The sequence below is a fragment of the Hydrogenophaga sp. R2 genome (genome assembly GCF_049843595.1).
GTDB lineage: Bacteria > Pseudomonadota > Gammaproteobacteria > Burkholderiales > Burkholderiaceae_C > Hydrogenophaga.
In genome coordinates this window covers 1469558-1492474 of record NZ_JBBHZN010000001.1, presented here as the reverse complement: position 1 = coordinate 1492474, position 22917 = coordinate 1469558, and the positions used below count along the sequence as shown (strand labels likewise).

The window sequence follows — 22917 nt, the reverse complement described above, 5'->3', positions numbered from 1 at the left end:
CGGCGCTCAGGTCTTGGCCGGCTTGAAGCGCTGGGCCTTGATGACCGAGGGCGTGCGCTTGAGGCTGCGCAGCACGTCGGCCAGGTGCTGGCGGTCACGCACCGCCACCGAGAAGCGGATGTCGGTGGCGGTCTGGGCCGGCTCGTCGCCCATGTCCACATGGGTGATGTCGCCTTCGGCCGATGCGATGGCCGCGGCCACGCGGGCCAGCACGCCCTTGCCGTTGGTGACGGTCACCACCACGGTGGTGTCGAACGCGCGCACCGGCTCGTCGGCCCATTCCACTTCGAGGAAGCGCTCGGCGTCGCGCGCGCGCAGCCGGCGCGCCACGCCGCAGTCTTCGGCGTGCACCACCAGGCCTTCGCCGCGACCCAGGTAGCCCACGATGCGGTCGCCCGGGATGGGTTTGCAGCAGCTGGCGTACTGGACCGACAGGCCCTCGCTGCCGTCCAGCGTGACCACGCCGTGGGCCAGGCTGTCTTCCTGGCCGGTGGCATAACGCTCGGTGCTGATGAGCACCGTGTCGGGCTTGACGCCGGTCTCGCTCAGCAGCACGGCCAGCTTCTTGCCCACCATGCTGGCAATGCGTTTGCCCATGCCGATGTCGGAGAGCAGCTCTTCGCGCGTGCGGTTGCCGGTGAAGCGCAGCAGCTTGTCCCAGGTGGCGGCGTGTTCGCCGTCGGCCGCCGGCAGCTGGGCGATGCCCTCGGAGCGCAGCGCCTGCCCCAGCATGCGTTCGCCCAGTTCCAGCGAATGCTCCTGCGCCACGGTCTTGAGGTGGTGGCGGATCTTGGAACGGGCGCGCCCGGTCTTCACGAACGACAGCCAGGCCGGGTTGGGCTGGGCCTTCTCGTCGGTGATGACCTCCACCACGTCGCCGTTGGACAGCTCGGTGCGCAGCGGGCGCTCCTCGCCATTGATGCGGGCCGACACGGTGCGGTTGCCCACGTCGCTGTGGATGGCGTAGGCAAAGTCCATCACCGTGGCGCCGCGCGGCAGGGCCATGATCTTGCTCTTGGGCGTGAACACATAGACCGCGTCCGGGAACAGGTCGATCTTGATGTGGTCCCAGAACTCGCTGGCGTCGTGCGTTTCCTGCTGGATGTCCAGCAGCGACTGCAGCCACTGCGTGCCCAGGCGCTGCGACATGTCGCTGTTGGGCTCGCTGGCCTTGTAGAGCCAGTGGGCCGCCACGCCGGACTCGGCCACCACGTCCATGGCATGGGTGCGCAGCTGGAATTCGATGTTGGTGCCGAACGGCCCGATCAGCGTGGTGTGCAGCGACTGGTAGCCGTTGACCTTGGGGATGGCCACGTAGTCGCGGAACTTGCCGGGCAGCGGCTTGTAGAGCTGGTGCAGGGTGCCGAGTGCGGTGTAGCAGTCGGTCAGCTCGGGCACGATGATGCGGAAGCCGTAGATGTCGGTGACCTGCGAGAACGACAGGTGCTTGCTGTCCATCTTGCGGTAGACCGAATAGAGCGTCTTCTCGCGCCCCATGATGCGCACCTGCATGCCCTCGCGGGCGAAGGCGGCTTCCACCTCGCGCTGCACCCGGCTGATCAGGTCGCGGCGGCGGGTGCGCGATTTGTTCAGGGCCTTGGACAGCACCTCGTAGCGCCAGGGCTTGAGGAAGCGGAAGGCCAGGTCCTGCAGCTCGCGGTAGGTGAAGTTCAGGCCCAGGCGGTGGGCAATCGGCGCATAGATCTCCAGCGTCTCGCTGCTGATGCGCTGCCACTTGCTGCGCGGCATGTCGCCCATGGTCCGCATGTTGTGGGTGCGGTCGGCCAGCTTGATGAGGATGACCCGCACATCCTTGGCCATGGCCAGCAGCATCTTGCGGAAGGATTCCGCCTGGTTCTGCTCGCGGGTGTCGAACTCCAGCTTCTCCAGCTTGGTCAGGCCGTCCACGATGTCGGCCACCGGTGCGCCGAAGCGCTCCACCAGCTCCTGCTTGGTCACGCCGCAATCCTCGATGGCGTCGTGCATGAGGGCGGCCATGAGGGCCTGGGCGTCGAGCTTCCACTCGGCGCACTGGGCGGCCACCGCAATCGGGTGGGTGATGTAGGGATCGCCGTTCTTGCGCAGCTGGCCCAGGTGGGCCTCGTCGGCAAAGCGGTAGGCCTGGCGGATGCTCTCGATGTCGGCGGCGCCCAGGTAGTCGAGCTTGCCCAGCAGCGCAGCAAAACTCGCGGCCGCCGCGCTCTCGGCCGGCCGTGCAATCGGGGAGGGCATGACCCCTGTCGGGGTGTCTGACATCATCCCGATACTGTAGCGTGAGATGCAATGCCGGCGCAGTCGCCCGGGTTGCGGCCGCACCGGCGAAAAAAAACACCGCCGAAGCGGTGTTTCGTGGCGGGAGCGCTGACGCTCAGACCGGCACTTTCTTGAGCATCTCCAGACCGACCTTGCCTTCGGCGATCTCGCGCAGGGCGGTCACGCCCGGCTTGTTCTTGCTCTCGATCTTGGGCGCGTGGCCCTGGCTCAGCATGCGGGCACGGTAGGTGGCCGCCAGCACCAGCTGGAAGCGGTTGGGAATCTTTTCCAGGCAATCTTCAACGGTGATGCGTGCCATGAGGGCTCCGGGGTGTCAGTGGATGTTGAGCGCCGAGAAGGTGTCGCTGCGGGCGATGCGTTGCGCCGAATACCGCAGCCTCTGCGCGTGAACGATGGCCTTGAGGTCGAACAGGGCCCGTTCAAAAACCTCATTGATTATAACGAAGTCGAATTCCCGGGCATTGGCCATCTCGGTGGCGGCGTTCTGCAGCCGCAGCTCGATCACCTCGGCGCTGTCCTCGGCCCGGCGCTCCAGACGTGAGCGCAGCTCTTCCCAGCTGGGCGGCAGGATGAACACCAGCACCGCGTTGGGAAAGATGCGCTTGACCTGGATGGCGCCCTGGAAGTCGATCTCCAGCACCACGTCGGCGCCCATCTTCATGCGCTGCTCGATGGCCTGCTTGGAGGTGCCGTAGCGGTTGCCGTGAACCTTGGCCCACTCCAGGAAGGCGTCCTGCACCACCATCTGGTCGAAGGTCTCGTTGCTGACGAAATAGTACTCGCGGCCGTGCAGTTCCTGGCCGCGGGGCGCACGGGTGGTGTGCGAGACCGAGGGCTGGACGCGCGAGTCCAGCTCCATCAGGGCCTTGACCAGGCTGGATTTGCCGGCCCCGCTGGGGGCTGCGACGACGAACAGGTTGCCGGGGTATTCCATCAGGGGGTCATTCGATGTTCTGGACTTGCTCGCGCATCTGTTCGATCAGGACCTTCATGTCCACCGAGATGCGGGTGAGCTCGATGCTGGACGACTTGGAGCCCAGCGTGTTGGCTTCCCGGTGCAGCTCCTGGATCAGGAAGTCCAGGCGTTTGCCGATTTCGCCGCCGGCCTTGAGCAGGCGTTCGATCTCGTCCAGGTGCGAGCCCAGGCGGGTGAGTTCTTCGGCCACGTCGATGCGGATGGCATAGGCCGTGGCCTCGCTCAGGGCGCGGTCGCGGGCCTGTTCGGTGGCGCCGGCCGATGCGGCATCGCTGCCCAGGGCCTCGTTCCAGCGGTCCAGGAAGCGCTGGCGCTGCTGGGCCACCAGTTGCGGAATCAGGGGGGCGGCGTCCAGGGCCAGCTGCCGGAGCTGGCCCAGACGGTCGGTCAGCATGGCGGCCAGCCGGGCGCCTTCGCGGGCGCGCGCCTTGCGCAGGGCATCGACGGCCTCGGTGGCCAGGGCCAGCAGCGGCTCGTGCTGGTCGCCGGCGGACGTGCCCTGGCGGCCGGTGAGCTGCAGCACATCGGCCACCGACAGCGGGGCCGCGGTGGGCAGCCAGGCGCGGATGGCGTCCTGCACGCCCACCAGCCGTTGCAGGTCGGCCACGGCCGGGGTGCGCAGGGCCGAGTCGTTGCGGCCTTCGGTCCAGGCCCGCAACTCCACCTTGCCGCGCTTGAGGCGGGCATTGAGCAGTTCACGCAGGGCGGGTTCGCTGCCGCGCAGCTCTTCGGGCAGCTTGAAGACCAGGTCCAGGAAGCGGCTGTTGACCGACCGGATTTCCAGCCCCAGACCGTGGCCGGCCGGTGCTCCGGCGGCCTCGGCCGACGGCGCCGCGTGGGCCGTGGCGAAACCGGTCATGCTGTAAACTGCCATCGCACTGGGCCCGATCCAAAGGAGTGGTCCGAAACGACGCGTTCCGGAAGCCTGCCGAATTATGTCAAAGGTCAAACCAGCCCCCCTGCCTCCAGACACCGTCATCGGCGGTTACCGCATCGTTCGCAAGCTGGCGGCAGGTGGCTTCGGGGTGGTTTACCTGGCCATCGACACCGAGGGCCAGCAGGTGGCGGTCAAGGAGTACCTGCCTTCGTCCCTGGCCACCCGCGGACCGGGCGAGCTGCTGCCTCAGGTGCAGCCCGAAAAGCTCTCGCTGTACCGCCTGGGCCTCAAGAGCTTTTTTGAAGAGGGCCGTGCGCTGGCCCAGATCTCCCACCAGTCGGTGGTGAGCGTGCTCAACTTCTTCCGCGAGAACGAGACCGTCTACATGGTCATGAACTACCTGGAGGGCTCGTCCCTGCAGGAATTCATCATCACCGCGCGCGAACAGAAAAAGCAGAAGGTGTTCCGCGAGTCCACCATCCGCTCGCTGTACGACGAGGTGCTGCGCGGCCTGCGCATCGTGCACCAGCACAAGATGCTGCACCTGGACATCAAGCCGGCCAACATCTTCATCACCGACGACAACCGCGCGGTGCTGATCGATTTCGGTGCCGCCCGCGAGGTGCTGAGCAAGGAAGGCAACTTCATCCGCCCCATGTACACCCCGGGCTTTGCAGCCCCCGAGATGTACCGGCGCGATTCGTCCATGGGTCCGTGGACCGACATCTACGCCATCGGCGCCTGCATCTACGCCAGCATGCAGGGCTATCCGCCCAACGACGCGCCGCAGCGGCTGGAGAAGGACCGGCTGTCCCTGGCGCTCTCGCGCCTGCGCGGCGTCTACTCGGACAACCTGATCGAGGTGGTCGAGTGGTGCATGTCGCTCGACCCGCTGTCGCGTCCGCAGTCGGTGTTTGCGCTGCAGAAGGAGCTCAGCCGCGAGACCGAGCGCAGCTACACCAAGCTGACGGTGGCCGAGAAGATGCGGCTGCAGTTCGACAACATCGTTTCCGACAAGAAGACCGGGCGAGGCCGATCCACCAACGCGGGCACCCGATTCCGATGAAGTTCTCGGTCTACCAGATCAGCCGGCAAGGGGGGCGCGAGCGCAACGAGGACCGGATGGGATACGCGTACACGCGCGAATCCGGGCTGTTCGTGCTGGCCGACGGCATGGGGGGCCACCCCGAAGGTGCCATGGCGGCGCAGCTCGCCCTGCAGACTTTCTCTGCCTACTTCCAGAAGACCGCCAACCCCACGGTGCGCGAAGTCCCCGACTTCCTCTCCAGCGCCCTGATGGCGGCCCACCACCAGATCATCCGGTACGCCGCCGAGAAGGGCATGCTGGACACGCCCCGCACCACCCTGGTGGCCGCCCTCATGGAGAGGGGCCAGATGCACTGGGTGCACTGCGGCGATTCGCGCCTGTACATCGTGCGCGACGGCGCCTTGCTCACCCGCACCCGCGACCACTCCTACATGGAGCAGCAGGCCCACATGGGCCGGACCACCGAGCACATCAACCGCAACATCCTGTTCACCTGCCTGGGTTCGCCGGCCAAACCGGTGTTCGACCTCTCAGGCCCGCTGTCGCTGCAGCAGGGCGACCGCGTCCTGCTGTGCTCCGACGGCCTGTGGGGCACGGTGACCGACGACGAGATCGCCACCGAACTCTCGCGCCACGCGCTGGAGCATTCGGTGCCCGACCTGGTGGAGACCGCGCTCAAGCGCGGCGGCCCGCGCTGCGACAACGTCACCGTGCTGGCCATGGAGTGGGAGACGGCCGAGGCCTACCAGAACTCCAGCGTCTCCACCGACGACGTGGAGGACGGTTTCTTTGCTTCCACCATCCAGTCGGGCACGCCCGACTCGACCATGGACGATCTGGACGACGCCGCCATCGAGCGCTCGATCGCCGAGATCAATGCCGCGATCCGCCGCACGGCCGAACGCAATTCCTGAGCTTTCCGAGGATTTCCCATGAGCGATGTTTCCCGGCCCGGCCAACGGGCCGCCGATGCCCTGCGCCCGGTGCGCATCACCCGCGGCTACACCATGCACGCCGAAGGTTCGGTGCTGATCGAGTTCGGCCACACCCGGGTGCTGTGCACCGCGTCGGTGGAAGAAAAGGTGCCGCCGCACAAGCGCGGCAGCGGCGAAGGCTGGGTGACGGCCGAATACGGCATGCTGCCGCGCGCCACCCACACCCGCAGCGACCGCGAGGCCGCCAAGGGCAAGCAGAGCGGCCGCACGCAGGAGATCCAGCGCCTCATCGGCCGTTCGCTGCGCTCGGTGTTCGACCTCTCCAAGCTGGGTGAACGCACCATCTCGCTGGACTGCGACGTGCTGCAGGCCGACGGCGGCACCCGCACCGCCAGCATCACCGGCGCCTTCGTGGCGGCGGCCGATGCGGTGGCGCGGCTGATGGCCGAGGGCCGCATTGCCGAGTCGCCCATCAAGGACCATGTGGCCGCCATCTCGGTGGGCATCCTGGGTGGCCGCCCGCTGCTCGATCTGGAATACGTGGAAGACTCCGCCTGCGACACCGACATGAACGTCGTCATGACCGGCGCCGGCCACTATGTGGAGGTGCAGGGCACGGCCGAGGGCGTGGCCTTCACCCGCCGCGAGATGGACGCGTTGCTGGGCCTGGCCGAGAAGGGCATTGCCGAGCTGGTGGCCCTGCAGAAGCAGGCCCTGGGCGCATGAAGCTGGTCCTGGCCTCCAACAACGCCGGCAAGCTGGCCGAGCTGCAGGCGCTGTTCGCGCCGCTGGGCGTGGAGCTGGTGCGCCAGGCCGACCTGGGCATACCCGAGGCCCCTGAGCCGCACCGCACCTTCATCGAGAACGCGCTGGCCAAGGCCCGCCACGCGGCCCGCGAGAGCGGCCTGCCCGCGCTGGCCGACGACGCCGGCCTGTGCGTGGAGGCCTTCGGTGGCCTGCCCGGGGTGGACACCGCCTTCTATGCCACGCAGCACGGCTACCCCAAGGGCGACGACCACAACGTCACTGCGCTGCTGGAGCAGATGCAGTCGGTCACCGACCGCCGCGCGGCGCTGGTCAGCACCCTGGTGGCGCTGCGCAGCGCCGACGATCCCGAGCCGCTGGTGGCCACGGGGCGGGCGCCGGGCCTGATCACCCGCGAGCGCATCGGCAGCAACGGCTTCGGTTTCGATCCGGTCATGTTCCTGCCCGAGTTCGGCAAGACCTTCGCCGAGCTGCCCACCGAGGTGAAGAACGCCCACAGCCACCGGGGCCGCGCCGCGCAGGCCATGCTGGCCCTCATGCGCGAGCGCTGGTTCGCATGAGCGATCCGCTGGACATCCGGCACTGGATGCGGCCGGGCACGCTGCAGCTGTCGTCGCTGCCGCCGCTGTCGCTCTACATCCACCTGCCGTGGTGCCTGAAGAAGTGCCCGTACTGCGACTTCAACTCGCACGAGTGGGCGGGTGAGGGCGGTCCGTCCACACCACCGGAGCAGCGTTACCTCGATGCGCTGCGGGCCGATCTGGAGGCCTCGCTGCCGCTGATCTGGGGCCGCACGGTGCACAGCATCTTCATCGGCGGCGGCACGCCCAGCCTGTTTTCGCCCGAGTCCATCGACCGCCTGCTGGGCGATGTGCGTGCCCGCGTGCGGCTGGAGGCCGATGCCGAGATCACGCTGGAGGCCAACCCCGGCACCTTCGAGCGCGACCGCTTCCGGGCCTTCCGCCAGGCCGGCGTGACGCGCCTGTCCATCGGCGTGCAGAGCTTCAACGACCAGCACCTCAAGGCCCTGGGCCGGGTGCACGACCGCGCGCAGGCGCTGGCTGCGGTGGAGGAGGCGGCGCGCAGCTTCGACACCTTCAACCTGGACGTGATGTACGCCCTGCCGGGCCAGACGCTGGCCCAGGCCGAGCAGGACATGCGCACCGCGCTGTCGCTCTCGCCGCCGCACATCTCCATCTACCACCTCACGCTGGAGCCCAACACCTACTTCGCCAAGTTCCCGCCGGTGGTGCCGGACGACGACGATGCCTACGCCATGCTGGACCGCATCACCGAGCTCACCACCGAGGCAGGGCTGCAGCGCTACGAGGTGTCGGCCTATGCGAAGCCAGGCCATGCCTGCCGCCACAACCTGAATTACTGGCAGTTTGGCGATTACCTGGGCATCGGCGCCGGGGCGCACGGCAAGCTCAGCTTTGCCCACCGCGTGGCGCGCACGGTGAAGCTGCGCGACCCGCGCCGCTACATGGAGCAGGCCCTGGCGGGGCAGGCACTGGCCAGCATGGACGAGGTGCCGCGCGCCGATCTGCCGTTCGAGTTCATGCTCAATGCCCTGCGCCTGAAGGACGGTGTGGCGCTGCAGGACTTCATGGACCGCACCGGCCTGCCGCTCTCCAGCATCGAGCCGGCCCTGCGCGAGGGCGAGCAGCGCGGTCTGCTGCTGCGCGAGGCGGGCCGTGTGGCCCCCACCACGCGCGGTCTGGACTTCCTGTCCGACCTGCAGTCGCTCTTTCTGCCCGACTGAATCTGCCCGACTGATCAGGCCTGGTCCGGCGTGCTGGCCCAGGCCGGCGCCAGCGGCAGCTGCAGTGTGGCCACCGTGCCCTGGCCCGGCGTGCTCTGCAGGCTGACCGTGCCGCCGTGCAGCTCCACGATTTCCTTGACCAGGTTCAGACCCAGCCCGGTGCCCGGGATGTTGCCCGAGGTGTCGGCGCGGTAGAAGCGCTCGAAGGCCCGGTCCAGCTGTTCGGGCGTCATGCCGATGCCCTGGTCGCGCACATGGATGCGCAGGCTGCGCGGCGTGTGGTCGAGGTCCAGATCGGCGTCGATCTGCACCGGGCTGCCCGCGGCCGAGTACTTGAAGGCATTGCTCAGCAGGTTGGTCAGCGCCTGCTGGATCTTGCCGGCGTCCGCCAGCACCTGCACCGGGGGCAGTTCGCCGATGCGGATCTTCTGGCCCAGCTCGTCGCTGGACATGGCCTGGAGCACGCCGTCCACCAGGCTCTGCAGCGGCGTGGGCACGATGTGGAAGTCCTTGCCCTGGCGGGCCTCGATGCGCGAGAGGTCCAGCAGCTCCTGGATGAGGCTGGACAGCAGCATGCCCTGGCGGTGTACCGTGGCCAGCAGGTCCTTCTGCTTGGGTGGCGGGTAGTCGCGGTGCAGCATGAGCTCGGTGAAGCCCACGATGCTGGCCAGCGGGGTGCGCAGCTCGTGCGCTGCGGTGGCCAGGAATTCGCTCTTGAGCCGGTCGATCTCGCTCTGGTGCGTGATGTCGCGCATGTAGACGATGGTCTCGCCGCTGCCGCCCAGGTTGCGCCGCACCTCGCGTTCGATGACCTTGCGAGCCGGCTGCACCAGCACGATGCGGTCGTGGGCCCGGTCGTTCACCGCTTCGGCCACGGTGCGGCAGGTGCCCGGTGATTCGCACAGCGAAGCGAACCAGCGGTCGAAGTCCGGCAGCAGGCTGCATTCGGCCGGCACCTCGCCCACCAGCGCGCGGAAGGCCGGGTTGACGCTGATGAGCTCGCCGCGCGCATCGAACACCGCAAAGCCATCGGGGCTGAGGTCGAAGGTGGCGTTCAGGCGTGCGGTGCGTTCGATCAGCCGCTGCTTGACCTCGATCTGGCTGCTCACGTCTTCCACCACATTGATGTAGTGGGTGATGCGGCCCTGCGCATCGCGCACCGGCGAGACCGACAGCTTGTTGTGGAACAGGCTGCCGTCCTTGCGGTAGTTCTTGAGGGTGATGCTGATCTCGCCGCCGCTCTGCACCGTGCGGGCCAGCAGGGCCAGGTCGTCCGGGTCGGTCAGCGGCCCTTCAAACAGGCTGGCGTTGCGGCCCAGCAGCTCGTGCGGCGCGTAGCCGGTGATGCGGCAGAACGCCGGGTTGACGTGCACGATGGGCTGCGGAAAGCGGCGCGCATCGCTGATGGAGATGCCGTTGAGCGTGCAGTCCACCGCACGGCCATAGAGCATCATGTATTCCTCGGCCTGCTGCACCTCGGTGAGGTCGCGCACGATGCAGGTGTAGCGGATCTCCGGGTCGTCGTTGATCTCGCCCAGCAGCACCTCGGCCGGGAAGGCCACGTCGCCGTGGCGCACGGCCTGCAGCTCCAGCCGGCCGATGCGGCTCTGGGTGCTGTGGATCAGCATGCCGCCCTGCATGGTGCGCGCCAGGGCCGCGCCGTCCAGCGTGGGCAGCAGGCTGGACAACGGCTGCCCGGCGATGTCGGCGGCGGCCTTGCCGAACATGCGCTCGGCCGCCGGGTTGGCGCTGTGCACGCGGCCGTCGTCCCGCACCCCGACGATGGCGTCGGCCGCGGTGTCGAGCATGGCCCGCAGGCGCCGCAGTTCGATGTCGTTGCGGGTGTCCACGGTTCAGGCCAGCATCTCGTCGACCAGATCCAGCAGCTTCAGGGGGCTGAAGGCCTTGGTGAGGTAGGCATCGGCCTCGGCCTTGCGGCCGTTTTCCAGGTCTTCCTTCTGCGCCCGTGCGGTGAGCAGGATGACCTTGGTGTGGCTGCCCAGGGCGGGGTCCTTCTTGATGCGGGCGCACACCTGGTAGCCATCGAGCTCGCCCGGCATCATCACGTCGAGCAGCACCAGGTCGGGCTTGACGCTCTGCGCCAGGTGCAGGCCCTCGCCGCCGCTGGCGGCCTCGAACAGCTCGGCGTCGTCCAGGTGCTGCAGGGTCAGGCGGATGAGTTTGCGGATGTCCGGCTGGTCGTCCACGATGAGGATGCGGTGGGTCATGTCGTGCTCCGGCTGGGTTTGCGGCTGCGGGCCAGCAGGCGGGAAAGGTCTTCGGCGTAGATCTGGGCCTGCAGCAGGTCCAGGTGGTGGTGGTTGCGTGCGGGCGCACCGGTGGGCAGCTCCAGCCGCACCGCCAGTTCGCCGTCCTCGTCGTCGATCCGCAGGTGCCCTTCGTGCAGCTGCAGGATGCGCTGGGCCAGCGGCAGGCCGATGCGCAGGCTGTGCGCGCTGCTGGCCGGCGGCAGGCCCGGCGTGGGCCGGAACAGGGTGGCGGCATGCCGGTTGAGCACGGTAGCGGTGACGGCACCCAGGCTGCGCACCACCATCTGCAGGTGCTGGCCCGAGACCGCGAAGCCCACCCGCACCGCCACCGGCTGCGAGTCGGCCACGCCGCCGCGGGCATGTTCGATGGCGTTGTGCAGGCATTCGTGCACCGCGCGCTGCAGCAGCCGCCGGCTGCCGTACACCGGGGGCAGTTCGCCCTGCTGGTCTTCGATGAGCACGCTCACGCCCCGCGCACGGGTCAGGGGGATGAGCTCGGTGCAGACGGTGCGCAGCAGCTCCGGCATGAGCACCCGGTCTTCGCCCACCAGGGCGTCGTCGCCGAACACGTCGACCAGATCGATCAGCCGGGTGAGCCGGTCGGACAGGTGCTGCACGCCATCGGCCAGGCCCTTCGGGTCCGCCGCAGCTTCGTGCGCGCGGGCCATGACCGCCTGCATGGGCGGCACGATCTCGCTGCGCAGCAGCTGCATGATCTGCGGCAGGCTCAGCCGCTCGGGGGTGGCGGCATCGGTGGGGGCATCGGTGCCGGGGCTCGGTTCGGCAGCGGCCACCGGCGTGATCAGCATGACGGCCAGACCGGCCACCGGCCGGGCCGGAAAGGCGCAGTCCAGCGCCGACACGCCCTGATCGGCGTGCACCTGGACCCGCAGCGTCACCGGCGCGTCGAGCTGGTTGCCCACCACCTGGCGGACCTGCTGGCGGATCTGGGGGTCGCTGGGCAGCACCAGGGCCGGACGGCTGGGCAGCTGGCGCGCGGCCTGGTTGGCAAACACCACCTGACCCTCGGGACCGAACAGCATCATGGGGCTGCCGATCATGTCCAGCAGGGCGAGCAGCGGATGGGAGCCAGGGGCTTGGGGCATGGGGTGCCGATCCGGCACCGCAGTGGCGACCGGATCACCTTTCTGTCCTGTTTATCGGCGACAAGCCGGGGTGGCTTGAACGTCAGCCAGCCCAAGGACCGGGCAGAGTTCACGGTTTCAGGCCACCAGTGCCACCGACTTCACCTGTGCCCACACCGCATCGCCCGCTTGCAGGCCGAGTTGCTGCAGCGCGCGCCGGGTGACCCGGGCCAGCAGCAGCGAGGGGCCGCAGCGCAGCTGCACCAGGCACTGCGAGGGATGGGCGTCGTCGGCCACCTCGCCCATGACGCAGGGCAGGTGGTTCTGGATGCTGGTGCCCTCGGGTTCGTTCAGGGTCAGGCTCACGTCCCGGGCCAGCACCCGCAGCCGCACCGCCGCACCGACCGGCACGTCCCCGTCGCGCAGCCACAGGCTGCCACCGGGAATGGCCACCCGCATCAGGTGCCAGGGCAGATCGCGTTCCACCACCTGCCCCTGCAGCAGGCTGGCGGCGCGCTCGCCGTCGAACACCGGCGGGTGGATGGCCGACATCACCTCGGCCGCCGGTCCGCTCACCTTCACCTGCCCGTGCTCCAGCACCACCAGGTGATCGGCCAGCCGCGCCAGCTCGTCGACCGAGTGGGTCACGTACAGCATGGGCAGCGAGAGCTCGTCGCGCAGGCGCTCCAGCCAGGGCAGCACGTCCTGGCGGCGGGCCGGGTCGAGGGCGGCCAGCGGTTCGTCCAGCAGCAGCACGCGCGGCTCGGTGGCCAGGGCGCGGGCGATCGCCACCCGCTGCCGTTCGCCGCCCGAGAGGTGACCGGGCCGGCGCTGAAGCAGGTGGCCGATGCCCAGCAGCTCCACCGCCGCGTCCAGCGTGGCCCGGGCCTGGGCCGAACGCACCCGCCGCTGGCCGTAGTGCAGGTTGCCCAGCACGTCCAGGTGGTCGAACAGGCTGGCCTCCTGGAACACATAGCCCAGCGAGCGCCGGTGGGTGGGCACGAAGACGCCGGCCTGGTGGTCCTGCCACACCTCGCCACCCACCACGATGCGCGCCTGCCGGGCCCGCTCCAGGCCGGCCACGCAGCGCAGCAGGCTGGTCTTGCCCGAGCCCGACGGGCCGAACAGCACGCTGATGCCCCGCCCGGGCAGCTGCAGGTCGGTCGACAGCTCGAAGCCGCTGCGCGGCAGCTGCACCCGGATGTGCAAGGCCTCGGCGCTCATGCGGGTACCCGTTCCTGGCGGCCCTTGAGCCAGGCCAGACCGACCAGCACCACGAACGAGAACGCCACCATGAACAGCGCCAGACCATGGGCCTGCGCGTACTCCATGGCCTCCACATGGCCGTAGATCTGGGTCGACACCACGCGGGTCTGGCCCGGGATGTTGCCCCCGATCATCAGCACCACGCCGAACTCGCCCACGGTGTGCGCAAAGCTCAGGATGGCGGCGGTGAGCACCCCGGTGCGGGCCTGCGGCAGGGCCACGGTGAAGAAGGCGTCCAGCGGGCTGGCGCGCAGCGTGGCCGCCACCTCCATGGGCCGGCGGCCCTGGGATTCAAACGCATGCTGCAGCGGCTGCACCGCAAACGGCAGCGAGAACACGATGGAGCCGATCAGCAAGCCGGTGAAGGTGAACGACAGCAGGCCCCAGCCCATGGCCTGGGTGAGCTGCCCCAGCGGACCCTGCGGGCCGAGCGCCACCAGCAGATAGAAGCCCAGCACCGACGGCGGCAGCACCAGCGGCAGCGTGACCAGTGCGGCCACCGGCGCGCGCCAGCGCGAGCGCGTCTGCGACAGCCACCAGGCCAGCGGCGTGGCGATCAGCAGCAGCAGGACGGTGGTGAGCGAGGCCAGCTTCGCGGTGAGCGCGATGGCCTGCCAGGCTTCGGGGGCGAGCAGGGGCATGGAGGGCGGGGATCAGTCGCTGTAGCCGTGCGCCTGGATGATCTGCAGCGCTGCGGGCGACCGAAGATAGCGCATCAGCGCCTGCGCCGCCGGGTTGTCGCGCCCGCGCTGCAGCAGGGCTGCGTCCTGTTGCAGGGGCTTGTGCAGATCGGCCGGCACCACCCAGGCCGATCCGCCGGTGAGGCGCCCGTCCACCTGCACCTGCGACAGCGCCACGAAGCCCATGGGCGCGTTGCCGCTGGCCACGAACTGGTGCGCCTGGCCGATGCTCTCGCCCTGCACGAAGCGCGGGCGGAGGCTGTCGATCAGGCCCAGGCGGGTCATCACTTCCACGGCGGCAGCGCCGTAGGGCGCGAGCTTGGGGTCGGCCAGGGCCAGGCGCGCCGGCCCTGCGCCGCGCAGCACGGTGCCTTGCGGGTCGACCACGCCGGGCGATGCGCTCCACAGCACCAGCCGGCCCACCGCGTAGGTGAAGCGGCTGCCCGGCACCACCTGGCCTTCGCGCTCCAGGCGTTCGGGCGTGGCGGCATCGGCGGCCAGCAGCACCTCGAAGGGGGCACCGTGGGTGATCTGGGCATGAAAGCGCCCGGTGGAACCGAAGGCCAGCACCGCCTTGTGACCGGTGTCCTGCTCGAAGCGGGCCGCGATCTTCTGCATGGGCACGGTGAAGTTGGCCGCCACCGCCACCGACACCTCGCCGGCGCGGGCCAGCGTGGCAGAGAGGGCGAACACGGTGCACAGGGTGGCGCAGAGGAGGGTGCGCAGGAGGGCGGTCGGCATGGCAATCTCGCTATTCCACAAATGAATAGCGAAGAAGTATAGACCTTGGCCTACCATCGGCCCATGGCTTCCCGAAAACCCCGTTCCGTCCTGCCGCTGGCCGATGTGCTGGGCCACGGCGCCAGCGACAAGCGCATCGACATCCTGCGCCGCATCGGCGAGGCGGGCTCCATCTCCGAGGCGGCCCGTGCCTCGGGAGTGAGCTACAAGGCCGCCTGGCAGGCCCTGGAAACCCTGGCCAACCTGGCCGGCGTGCCGCTGGTGGAAAAGGCGGTGGGCGGCAGCGGTGGCGGCGGGGCGCGGCTCACGGCGGCCGGGCTGCAGGTGCTGCAGGCGGCCGATGCGCTGCTGCAGTCCCGCGCCCGCACGCTGGCCGAACTGGCCCGGACCCCGAGCCGTCCGGCCGATGTCGACACCGGAGCGCTCCAGGCCCAGGCGGGTGTGCAGCGCGCCGCACTCGCCTTGCGCACCAGCATGCGCAACCAGTTCTCGTGCGTGGTGGCCTCGCTGCGGCCGGTGCAGGGCATGGTGCGGGTGCGGCTGACGCTGGCCGAGGGGCTGGTGCTGCACTCGCGCATCACCCGCGAGAGCGCGCAGCTGCTGGGTCTGCAGGCCGGCCTGCCGGTGCTGGCGCTGTGCAAGGCCACGGCGGTCACGGTGGCCGCCGTGCTGCCGGCGCGCGAGGGCAGCAACCCTCTGGAAGGCGTGGTCACCCGCGTGCCGCGCGGTGGTGGCGAGGTCGGTCTGCGGCTGGCCGAGGGTCTGCAGCTGGTGGGCTTTGCCGCGGCCGGACACGGCCTGCGGGCCGGGCAGCCCGCGCAGGCCCTGCTGGACGAATCGGCGGTGGTGCTGGCCCTGGCGGGCTGAACGGACATCCATCAGGGACATCCCGGTACCCGGTGCCTGCAACGGCCATTAGTCTGGCCCTATGACTGAAAGCGAACTCGACCCCCAACGTCTGCGGCAGGTGGTGGTGCCGGCGGTCGACGCGGTGTGCGCGCACCGCATGGCCTGCGGCCGCACGCCCGATCTGGAACAGCTCACCGCCATCCGCGAAGCCCTGGAAGACCATGTGCTGCAGGCCCTGCAGCAGGTCGACCTGACCGTGATGCCGCGCGACTGGTCGTGGGAGAAGGCCGCCGAGGCCTTCGCGGCCGACCTGGCCGAGGTGCTCATGAAGGGCCGCTGACACCTTCTTCACGCGTTGGGGTTAACCTCGACCGTTCCCATCCACCGACAGAAAGGAACGGCCATGAAAGGCGACCCGCAAGCCATTGCCCACCTGCAGGCGCAGCTCAAGAACGAACTCACCGCCATCAACCAGTACTTCGTGCACTACCGCATGCTCAAGCACTGGGGCCTGGACAAGCTGGCGGCCAAGGAATACAGCGAGTCCATCGGCGAGATGAAGCACGCCGACCAGCTGATGGACCGCATCTTCACGCTGGATGGCCTGCCCAACCTGCAGGACCTGGGCAAGCTCCACATCGGTGAAGACGTGCCCGAGATCCTGCGCAGCGACCTGGCGCTGGAAACCGCGGCCCAGGCCACCATCAAGAACGGCATCGCCCACTGCGAATCGGTGCGCGACTATGTGTCGCGCGATCTGCTGCAGCACATCCTGGACGACACCGAGGAGCACATCGACTTCCTCGAAACCCAGCTCGACCTGATCGAGAAGGTGGGCCTGCCCAACTACCTGCAGAGCCAGATGGGTTCGGTCAGCTGAGACCGCCCGCCGGGCGGGTGTTGCAGATTTGAATGAGAGTAATTATCATTTGCTCAGTTTCAGCTTCTGCCACCCGCCCGCCATGATCGTCTGCGTCTGCCACCGCGTCAGCGACAAAACCATCGCCCAGTGCGCCCGCGCCGGCATGGGATTCGACGACATCCAGCTCGAACACGGCGTGGCCACCCAGTGTGGCCAGTGCGAGGGCTGCGCCCGCGACCTGTGGGCCGAATGCGCCCCGCGCCAGCAGGTGGTGCACCTGCGTCGGGACGATCAGGCCAGTGCCTGCTTGTGAATCCGGCCGTCCTTCATGATGAGCTTGAGCGACTGCTCGGGCGTGCCCAGGAAGGCCAGGTCTTTCGACGGGTCGCCGTCCACCACCAGCAGATCGGCCAGCGCGCCTTCGGCGATCACGCCCAGCGGAGCCGGGTAAGGGTTGCGCGGGCCTGAAAGCGCCAGCAGCTCGCCGGCCGAACCGGTGGCCAGCCTGAGCGCCTCCAGCGGCGCCATGAAGCGGGCCAGCTTGGCCAGCTGCCGGCCCTGCGAGGCGGCGCCCTGCGGGTTGAACAGGATGTCGGTGCCGAAGGCCATCTTCACGCCCAGCGAGCGGCCTTCGCGGAACGCGCGCTCGGTGCCCGAGGCCACCTGCTGCTGCTTGGCGATGCTGGCCGGGTCGGTGTACTTGTTGGCGTCCTCATCGGCCAGGAAGGGCTGGATGGACCACCACACCCCCTCGTCGCGCATCAGGCGGATGGTGGCCGAATCGGCCAGCTGGCCGTGCTCGATCGACTTGACGCCCGCCCGGATCGCGCGCTGGATGCCCTGCGACGTGTACACATGGGCGCACACATAGGTGCCCCAGTCGGCGGCGGCCTGCACGGCGGCCTTCATCTCCTCTTCCAGGTACTGCGTGGCGTCCAGCGGGTCGTACATGGAGGCCACGCCGCCGCCGGCCATGATCTTGATCTGGCTGGCCCCGCGCATGAGCTGTTCGCGCGTGCGGCGCAGCACCTCGTCGCGGCCGTCGGCAATGGCGGCCGCGCCCATGCGCTCGGTGTACGAGGGGCCGTCCTGCGGCATGCGGGGCAGCTCGCTCAGGAAGCGGAAATCGCCGTGGCCGGAGGTCTGCGACACCATGGCCCCGCTGGGGTAGATGCGCGGGCCGTCGATCACGCCCCGGTCGATGGCCAGCTTCAGCCCGAACGACGGGCCGCCCACATCGCGCACGGTCGTGAAGCCGCGCATCAGCGTGGCACCGGCCTGCCGGCCTGCCATCAGGTGCACGAAGCCCACGTCCTGCGTCATGGCGGCCACCTGGCTCACGCCTACCAGTGTGGCATGCCAGTGCGCGTCGATCAGTCCGGGGATGACGGTGCGCCCGCCACAGTCGATGCGCTGTGCCTCGGCCGGGCCCTGGCCGGTGGGCACCAGGGCCTCGATGCGGCCATCGCGCACCACGATGTCGCGCCCGGTCTGCAGGCGCGGCATGCGGCCATCAAAGAACCGCAGGTTGGTCAGCAGCAGCGGCGGGCGTGCACCTGCGGTCTGGGCCTGCACATGGGTGGGCTGCAGACCCAGCCCGGCGAACAGCGCCAGCACGGCCGCGCTGCCACCCAGGAATTCGCGCCGCGACAGATCGGCCTCGATGCGCCGCATGGCCGCGCGGGTGATGGCCGCTCCGCACAGGCAGGGCTTGATGCCGGCGGGCGAGAGCGCCTCGCGGTCGGAGGTTTGCGTGTAGCAGACCATGCACATGGTGTCGTCTCCCGGATCGGCGGGCGCACCGTGCGCATCCATGCCGTCCTGCCCGGGGTTATACCGTGGCAGCACGACAGGCGGTCAAGGGGAGATGTGCTGGCGGAGACTGTGAGATTCGAACTCACGGACGGTTGCCCGTCGGCAGTTTTCAAGACTGCTGGTTTAAACCACTCACCCAAGTCTCCGGGAGGGCCGCATTCTAGCGGCCCGGGTCTGTATCGGCCGGTGGCCTGCGCTCAGGCCGGCTGGGCGGCGTCGAGCATGCCGCGGGTCTCGATGAAGCGCACCACCTCGTCCACGCCGGCCAGGGTCTTGAGGTTGGTCATGACCCAGGGGCGGCGCTGGGGGTCGGGGCGCATGCGGGCGGTGTCGGCCTTCATGACCTCCAGGTCGGCGCCCACGTGCGGGGCCAGGTCGGTCTTGTTGATGACGAACAGATCGCTCTTGGTGATGCCGGGGCCGCCCTTGCGCGGGATCTTCTCGCCGGCGGCCACGTCGATCACGTAGATGGTCAGGTCGGAGAGTTCGGGGCTGAAGGTGGCGGCCAGGTTGTCGCCACCGCTTTCGATGAACACCACGTCGGCGTCCGGAAACTGCGCCAGCATGCGGTCGATGGCTTCCAGGTTGATGGAGGCGTCCTCGCGGATGGCGGTGTGCGGGCAGCCGCCGGTCTCCACGCCCATGATGCGTTCGGCCGGCAGCGCGCCGCTCACGGTCAGCAGGCGCTGGTCTTCCTTGGTGTAGATGTCGTTGGTGATGGCGATCAGGTCGTGCCGCTCGCGCATGGCCTTGCACAGCATCTCCAGCAGGGTGGTCTTGCCCGAGCCCACCGGCCCGCCGATGCCCACGCGCAGCGGGGGCAGGGTCTTGGTGCGGCCGGGGATGTGGTGCAAGGCGGTCATGGCAGTGGGTGCGGTAGGCGTTTCAGGAGCGGAACAGGCGCGAATACTGGGTTTCGTGCCGGGCCGAGAGGATGGCCAGCGAGGGCAGGAAGGACTGGCGTTGCTCGTCGCGCAGGCTGAGCGCGGTGTCGACCGCCGCCGGTATGGCGGCCACCAGGCGGGCCAGCGTGCGCTGCCCGGCGCCCTGGCCCAACGGAACCGCCTTGAGGGCCGCCTGCACCTGGTTCTCGGCCCAGGCAAAGGCCAGGGTGGTGACGCAGTCGCGCACCGGCGCACCGCTGTGCGCAGCCGCCGCCGACCAGGCCAGCGGCCAGGTGGGCGGGGCCAGGCGGGCCGCATCGATGGCGTCGATGAGGGTGGCACCGGCGGGCCCCAGGCTGCGCGCCCAGGCCAGCAGGGAATGGCCCATCTGTTCGGTCTGCAGCCGCAGTTCGAGCGTCTCGCGGGTGTGCAGCACCCAGGTGTTGAGGGCCTGCAGGCGGGCGTGGTCGGCACTGCGCCAGGCCGGCACGGCCTGGGCCACCACCGCCAGATCGCTGCGGGCCTGGCCCAGGTGGAGCTGGTCGTCCAGCCAGTTCGCGGTGCTGGCTTCGTCGTGCACCAGACCGGCCTCCACCGCGGCTTCCAGCCCTTCGGAGTACGAGAACCCGCCCACCGGCAGGGCCGGCGAGGCCAGCCACAGCAGCGGCAGCAGGGCGGGCGGTTCAGTGGTCATGGGCGTGCGGATGGGTGTGGTCGTGGTGGCCGTGGTCATGCCCGTGGTGGTGGCCACCGGCCGCATACGCCCCGCCCTCTGGCTCGAAAGGCGCCATCAGTTCCTGCACCGTGAGGTGCATGGAGCGCAGCAGATCGGCCAGCACATGGTCGGGCTCGATCTGCAGGTGGTCGGCGTTCAGCTCCACCGGCACATGGCGGTTGCCCAGGTGGTAGGCGGCGCGCAGCAAGTCGAAGGGCTGGCCGTGTTCGGCGCACGGCGTGATGCGCAGCACCGGCTGCGGTGCCGCCACCACGCGCAGCAGGCCACCGTCCTGCGTGACCAGCACGTCGCCGCCGCGCAGCACGGTGCCGCGCGGCAGGAACACGCCCACGCGCTGCTGGTCGGACGCGAGCGCATCGAAGCGGCTCTTCTGGCGCAGATCCCAGTCCAGCACCAGCTGCGGGGCGCGGCGCAGCAGCACCGGCGCCAGGCCCTGGCCGCGGGGAATCAGTCGGGTGGCTTGCAGCATGGCGGCCTTCAGAACAGGAAGTAGCGCTGCGCCATGGGCAGCGAGCGGGCCGGCTCGCAGGTGAGCAGCACGCCGTCCGCCCGCACCGCGTAGGTCTGCGGGTCGATCTCCATGCGCGGCAGCAGCGCGTTGTGCACCATGTCGGCCTTGGTGATGTGGCGGCAGCCCTGCACGGCCGAGAGCGTCTTGTGCAGGCCATAGCGCGCACCCACGCCGGCGGCCAGCGCTGACTGCGACACGAAGCTCAGGCTGCTGCGGGCGCTGGCGCGGCCGAGTGCGCCGAACATGGGCCGGAAGTGCACCGGCTGCGGCGTGGGAATGGAGGCATTGGGGTCACCCATGGCGGCGAGTGCGATGCTGCCGCCCTTGAGCACCAGGCTGGGCTTCACGCCGAAGAAGGCCGGCTTCCACACCACCAGGTCGGCCCACTTGCCCACCTCGATGGAGCCCACGGTGTGCGAGATGCCGTGGGCAATGGCCGGGTTGATGGTGTACTTGGCCACGTAGCGGCGCACCCGGAAGTTGTCGTGGCGCGCGCTGTCCTCGGGCAGCGTGCCACGCTGGGCCTTCATCTTGTCCGCCGTCTGCCAGGTGCGGATGATGACCTCGCCCACACGCCCCATGGCCTGGCTGTCGCTGCTCATGATGCTGATGGCACCCATGTCGTGCAGGATGTCCTCGGCGGCGATGGTCTCGCGGCGGATGCGGCTCTCGGCAAAGGCCAGGTCTTCGGGAATGCCGGCATCCAGGTGGTGGCACACCATGAGCATGTCCACATGCTCGTCCAGCGTGTTCACCGTATAGGGCATGGTGGGGTTGGTGGAGGAGGGCAGGAAGTTGGCCTCGCCCACCACACGCAGGATGTCGGGCGCGTGGCCGCCGCCCGCGCCCTCGGTGTGGAAGGCGCACAGCGTGCGCGCCTTGCCGGACGGGTCCTTGGTGGCGGCAATGGTGTCCTCCACGAAGCCCGATTCGTTGAGCGTGTCGCTGTGGATGGCCACCTGCGTGTCGGTCTCTTCGGCAACCGTCAGGCACTGATCGATGGCGCTCGGTGTGGTGCCCCAGTCTTCATGCAGCTTGAGGCCGATCACGCCGGCGTCGATCTGCTCGCGCAGCGGCTCGGGCCGGCTGGCATTGCCCTTGCCCAGGAAGCCGATGTTCATGGGCAGGTCGTCCACTGCCTGCAGCATGCGTTCGATGTGCCAGGGCCCGGGCGTGCAGGTGGTGGCCAGGGTGCCGGTGGCCGGGCCGGTGCCGCCGCCGAGCATGGTGGTGATGCCCGAGGCCAGTGCCTCGTCCACCTGCTGCGGGCAGATGAAGTGGATGTGGCTGTCGATGCCGCCGGCGGTGACGATGTGCCCTTCGCAGCTGATGATCTCGGTGCCCGGGCCGATGACGATGTCCACACCCGGCTGGGTGTCCGGGTTGCCGGCCTTGCCGATGGCCACGATGCGCCCGTCCTTCAGGCCGATGTCGGCCTTGACGATGCCGGCCGCATCGACGATGACCGCATTGGTCATGACCGTGTCCACCGCCCCGTCGGCGCGGCTGCGCTGGCTCTGGGCCATGCCGTCGCGGATGGTCTTGCCGCCGCCGAACTTGACCTCTTCGCCGTAGCCGCCGGCGCGCAGCGTGAGGTCGCGCTCGATCTCGATGACCAGGCCGGTGTCGGCCAGTCGCAGGCGGTCGCCTTCGGTGGGGCCGAACATGTCGGCATAGGCCTGGCGGCTGATGTGGGCCATGTCGGTGTCCTCAAGCGTTCGGGTCGAGCGGGCCGCGCACCTGGCCCCGGAAGCCGTGCACCACCCGCGCACCGGCGTAGTCCACCAGCTCCACCGTGCGTTGCTGGCCGGGCTCGAAGCGCACGGCCGTGCCGCTGGCGATGTTCAGCCGCATGCCGCGTGCGGCCTGGCGGTCGAACGAGAGCGCGGCGTTGGTCTCGGCAAAGTGGTAGTGCGAGCCCACCTGGATCGGCCGGTCGGCGGTGTTGGTCACCACCAGGGTGATCGTGCGCCGGCCGGGGTTGAGCTCGTGACGGCCTTCGTCCAGCAGCAGCTGGCCGGGCATGAAGCGGGGTGTGGCCAGGGACATCAGCGGTCCTTGCCCGACCACCACAGGCCCACCGCCACGGCGATGACGCTGACCAGCAGGCCGACGGTGTCGGTGGCATGCCAGTGGGCGCCGGCCAGGCCGTGGCCCTCGTGGGCGCGGACCAGGGCCGGAGCGAACAGGGCCGCAAGCAGGGTGAGGTGTTTCATGGGGCTGGGTGAAGAAGGGTTCAGGGGATGGGCTGGTGCACCGTGACCAGCTTGGTGCCGTCTGGAAAGGTGGCCTCGACCTGGATGTCCGGGATCATGTCGGCGATGCCGTCCATCACGTCGTCGCGGGTCAGCACGCGGCGGCCTTCGCTCATGAGCTCGGCCACCGTCTTGCCGTCGCGTGCGCCCTCCATCACGGCGGCGGTGATCAGCGCCACCGCCTCCGGGTGGTTCAGCTTGAGCCCCCGCGCCCGCCGCCGTTCGGCCAGCAGGGCGGCGGTGAAGATCAGCAGCTTGTCTTTCTCGCGCGGTGTCAGGTCCATGCCAAGGCTCAGCAAGACCCGTGCCGGTAGGCCGGAGCC

The 22917-nt window shown here is 69.3% G+C and carries 26 protein-coding genes, 1 tRNA gene and 1 pseudogene; 9 read left to right on the top strand and 19 right to left on the bottom strand.

Annotated features, from left to right (window positions below; translation table 11 throughout):
• Positions 1-6: 6 nt before the first annotated feature.
• The 4 genes from WD026_RS07225 to WD026_RS07210 all read right to left on the bottom strand — a co-directional run bounded on the left by WD026_RS07225 (position 7) and on the right by WD026_RS07210 (position 4124).
• A complete protein-coding gene (locus tag WD026_RS07225; protein WP_425722942.1) occupies positions 7-2232 on the bottom strand; it encodes a RelA/SpoT family protein in 2226 nt (741 codons plus the stop codon).
• A 136-nt stretch (positions 2233-2368) separates the two neighbouring features.
• Positions 2369-2572 (bottom strand): DNA-directed RNA polymerase subunit omega, encoded by a 204-nt coding sequence (gene rpoZ / locus WD026_RS07220; protein WP_086119124.1) that lies wholly within the window; start codon positions 2570-2572, stop codon positions 2369-2371.
• A gap of 15 nt (positions 2573-2587) precedes the next feature.
• Complete coding sequence (gene gmk / locus WD026_RS07215) at positions 2588-3208, bottom strand: guanylate kinase (protein ID WP_425722941.1); 621 nt, start codon at positions 3206-3208, stop codon at positions 2588-2590.
• Between the two features lie 7 nt (positions 3209-3215).
• Entirely contained in the window at positions 3216-4124 is a 909-nt protein-coding gene (locus WD026_RS07210) for a YicC/YloC family endoribonuclease (RefSeq protein WP_425722940.1), read from the bottom strand.
• A gap of 61 nt (positions 4125-4185) precedes the next feature.
• Between WD026_RS07210 and WD026_RS07205 the strand changes: the two genes are divergently transcribed.
• Genes WD026_RS07205 through hemW form a run of 5 tightly spaced genes read left to right on the top strand, consistent with a single transcriptional unit; the run spans position 4186 to position 8640 of the window.
• Positions 4186-5193 (top strand): serine/threonine protein kinase, encoded by a 1008-nt coding sequence (locus WD026_RS07205; protein ID WP_425722939.1) that lies wholly within the window; start codon positions 4186-4188, stop codon positions 5191-5193.
• Positions 5190-6089: a PP2C family protein-serine/threonine phosphatase gene (locus tag WD026_RS07200; protein WP_425722938.1), complete on the top strand. Its 900-nt coding sequence runs from the start codon at positions 5190-5192 to the stop codon at positions 6087-6089. The genes WD026_RS07205 and WD026_RS07200 overlap by 4 nt, the downstream gene beginning before the upstream one ends.
• Before the next feature lie 18 nt (positions 6090-6107).
• A complete protein-coding gene (rph, locus tag WD026_RS07195; protein WP_425722937.1) occupies positions 6108-6836 on the top strand; it encodes a ribonuclease PH in 729 nt (242 codons plus the stop codon).
• Complete coding sequence (rdgB, locus tag WD026_RS07190) at positions 6833-7435, top strand: RdgB/HAM1 family non-canonical purine NTP pyrophosphatase (RefSeq protein WP_425722936.1); 603 nt, start codon at positions 6833-6835, stop codon at positions 7433-7435. Before rph ends, rdgB begins: the two co-directional genes overlap by 4 nt.
• The gene (hemW, locus tag WD026_RS07185) at positions 7432-8640 is read left to right on the top strand and encodes a radical SAM family heme chaperone HemW (protein ID WP_425722935.1); all 1209 of its coding nucleotides are present in this window, start codon (positions 7432-7434) and stop codon (positions 8638-8640) included. The genes rdgB and hemW overlap by 4 nt, the downstream gene beginning before the upstream one ends.
• A 14-nt stretch (positions 8641-8654) precedes the next feature.
• Here hemW and WD026_RS07180 read toward each other — a convergent pair whose 3' ends face one another.
• The 6 genes from WD026_RS07180 to modA all read right to left on the bottom strand — a co-directional run bounded on the left by WD026_RS07180 (position 8655) and on the right by modA (position 14682).
• Positions 8655-10490, bottom strand: coding sequence for a PAS domain S-box protein (locus tag WD026_RS07180; RefSeq protein WP_425722934.1), 1836 nt, complete (start codon positions 10488-10490; stop codon positions 8655-8657).
• 3 nt (positions 10491-10493) lie between these two features.
• Positions 10494-10868, bottom strand: coding sequence for a response regulator (locus WD026_RS07175; protein ID WP_425722933.1), 375 nt, complete (start codon positions 10866-10868; stop codon positions 10494-10496).
• Positions 10865-12016 carry a hypothetical protein gene (locus tag WD026_RS07170; RefSeq protein WP_425722932.1) on the bottom strand — a complete coding sequence of 384 codons (1152 nt, stop codon included), beginning with the start codon at positions 12014-12016 and terminating at the stop codon, positions 10865-10867. Before WD026_RS07170 ends, WD026_RS07175 begins: the two co-directional genes overlap by 4 nt.
• A 117-nt stretch (positions 12017-12133) precedes the next feature.
• Positions 12134-13219 carry a molybdenum ABC transporter ATP-binding protein gene (gene modC / locus WD026_RS07165; protein WP_425722931.1) on the bottom strand — a complete coding sequence of 362 codons (1086 nt, stop codon included), beginning with the start codon at positions 13217-13219 and terminating at the stop codon, positions 12134-12136.
• Positions 13216-13902: a molybdate ABC transporter permease subunit gene (gene modB / locus WD026_RS07160; RefSeq protein ID WP_425722930.1), complete on the bottom strand. Its 687-nt coding sequence runs from the start codon at positions 13900-13902 to the stop codon at positions 13216-13218. Before modB ends, modC begins: the two co-directional genes overlap by 4 nt.
• A gap of 12 nt (positions 13903-13914) precedes the next feature.
• Positions 13915-14682 (bottom strand): molybdate ABC transporter substrate-binding protein, encoded by a 768-nt coding sequence (gene modA, locus WD026_RS07155; RefSeq protein WP_425722929.1) that lies wholly within the window; start codon positions 14680-14682, stop codon positions 13915-13917.
• A gap of 63 nt (positions 14683-14745) precedes the next feature.
• On the opposite strand from modA, the gene WD026_RS07150 reads away from it, so the two are divergent.
• From WD026_RS07150 to WD026_RS07135, 4 genes are all read left to right on the top strand, one after another.
• Positions 14746-15549 carry a TOBE domain-containing protein gene (locus WD026_RS07150; RefSeq protein ID WP_425722928.1) on the top strand — a complete coding sequence of 268 codons (804 nt, stop codon included), beginning with the start codon at positions 14746-14748 and terminating at the stop codon, positions 15547-15549.
• Positions 15550-15610: 61 nt separating this feature from the next.
• On the top strand, positions 15611-15871 hold the full coding sequence (locus tag WD026_RS07145; protein ID WP_425722927.1) for a hypothetical protein: 261 nt from the start codon (positions 15611-15613) through the stop codon (positions 15869-15871).
• 63 nt (positions 15872-15934) lie between these two features.
• Entirely contained in the window at positions 15935-16411 is a 477-nt protein-coding gene (gene bfr, locus WD026_RS07140) for a bacterioferritin (protein ID WP_425722926.1), read from the top strand.
• 82 nt (positions 16412-16493) lie between these two features.
• Positions 16494-16706 carry a (2Fe-2S)-binding protein gene (locus WD026_RS07135; RefSeq protein ID WP_425722925.1) on the top strand — a complete coding sequence of 71 codons (213 nt, stop codon included), beginning with the start codon at positions 16494-16496 and terminating at the stop codon, positions 16704-16706.
• Here WD026_RS07135 and WD026_RS07130 read toward each other — a convergent pair.
• The 9 genes and pseudogenes from WD026_RS07130 to WD026_RS07090 all read right to left on the bottom strand — a co-directional run bounded on the left by WD026_RS07130 (position 16685) and on the right by WD026_RS07090 (position 22878).
• Positions 16685-18208 carry an amidohydrolase family protein gene (locus WD026_RS07130; RefSeq protein ID WP_425722924.1) on the bottom strand — a complete coding sequence of 508 codons (1524 nt, stop codon included), beginning with the start codon at positions 18206-18208 and terminating at the stop codon, positions 16685-16687. The genes WD026_RS07135 and WD026_RS07130 overlap by 22 nt on opposite strands.
• Before the next feature lie 58 nt (positions 18209-18266).
• Positions 18267-18354 (bottom strand) — tRNA-Ser (locus WD026_RS07125).
• 51 nt (positions 18355-18405) lie between these two features.
• A complete protein-coding gene (ureG, locus tag WD026_RS07120; protein WP_425722923.1) occupies positions 18406-19071 on the bottom strand; it encodes an urease accessory protein UreG in 666 nt (221 codons plus the stop codon).
• 22 nt (positions 19072-19093) lie between these two features.
• On the bottom strand, positions 19094-19825 hold the full coding sequence (locus WD026_RS07115; RefSeq protein ID WP_425722922.1) for an urease accessory protein UreF: 732 nt from the start codon (positions 19823-19825) through the stop codon (positions 19094-19096).
• Positions 19779-20297, bottom strand: a pseudogene (gene ureE / locus WD026_RS07110) (urease accessory protein UreE); the annotation flags it as partial. The gene WD026_RS07115 and the pseudogene ureE, both read right to left, overlap by 47 nt.
• Before the next feature lie 8 nt (positions 20298-20305).
• Positions 20306-22039: an urease subunit alpha gene (gene ureC, locus WD026_RS07105; RefSeq protein WP_425722921.1), complete on the bottom strand. Its 1734-nt coding sequence runs from the start codon at positions 22037-22039 to the stop codon at positions 20306-20308.
• Positions 22040-22049: 10 nt separating this feature from the next.
• Entirely contained in the window at positions 22050-22388 is a 339-nt protein-coding gene (locus tag WD026_RS07100; protein WP_425722920.1) for an urease subunit beta, read from the bottom strand.
• Complete coding sequence (locus WD026_RS07095) at positions 22388-22555, bottom strand: hypothetical protein (protein ID WP_425722919.1); 168 nt, start codon at positions 22553-22555, stop codon at positions 22388-22390. Before WD026_RS07095 ends, WD026_RS07100 begins: the two co-directional genes overlap by 1 nt.
• Before the next feature lie 20 nt (positions 22556-22575).
• Positions 22576-22878: an urease subunit gamma gene (locus WD026_RS07090; RefSeq protein ID WP_425722918.1), complete on the bottom strand. Its 303-nt coding sequence runs from the start codon at positions 22876-22878 to the stop codon at positions 22576-22578.
• Positions 22879-22917 lie beyond the last annotated feature (39 nt).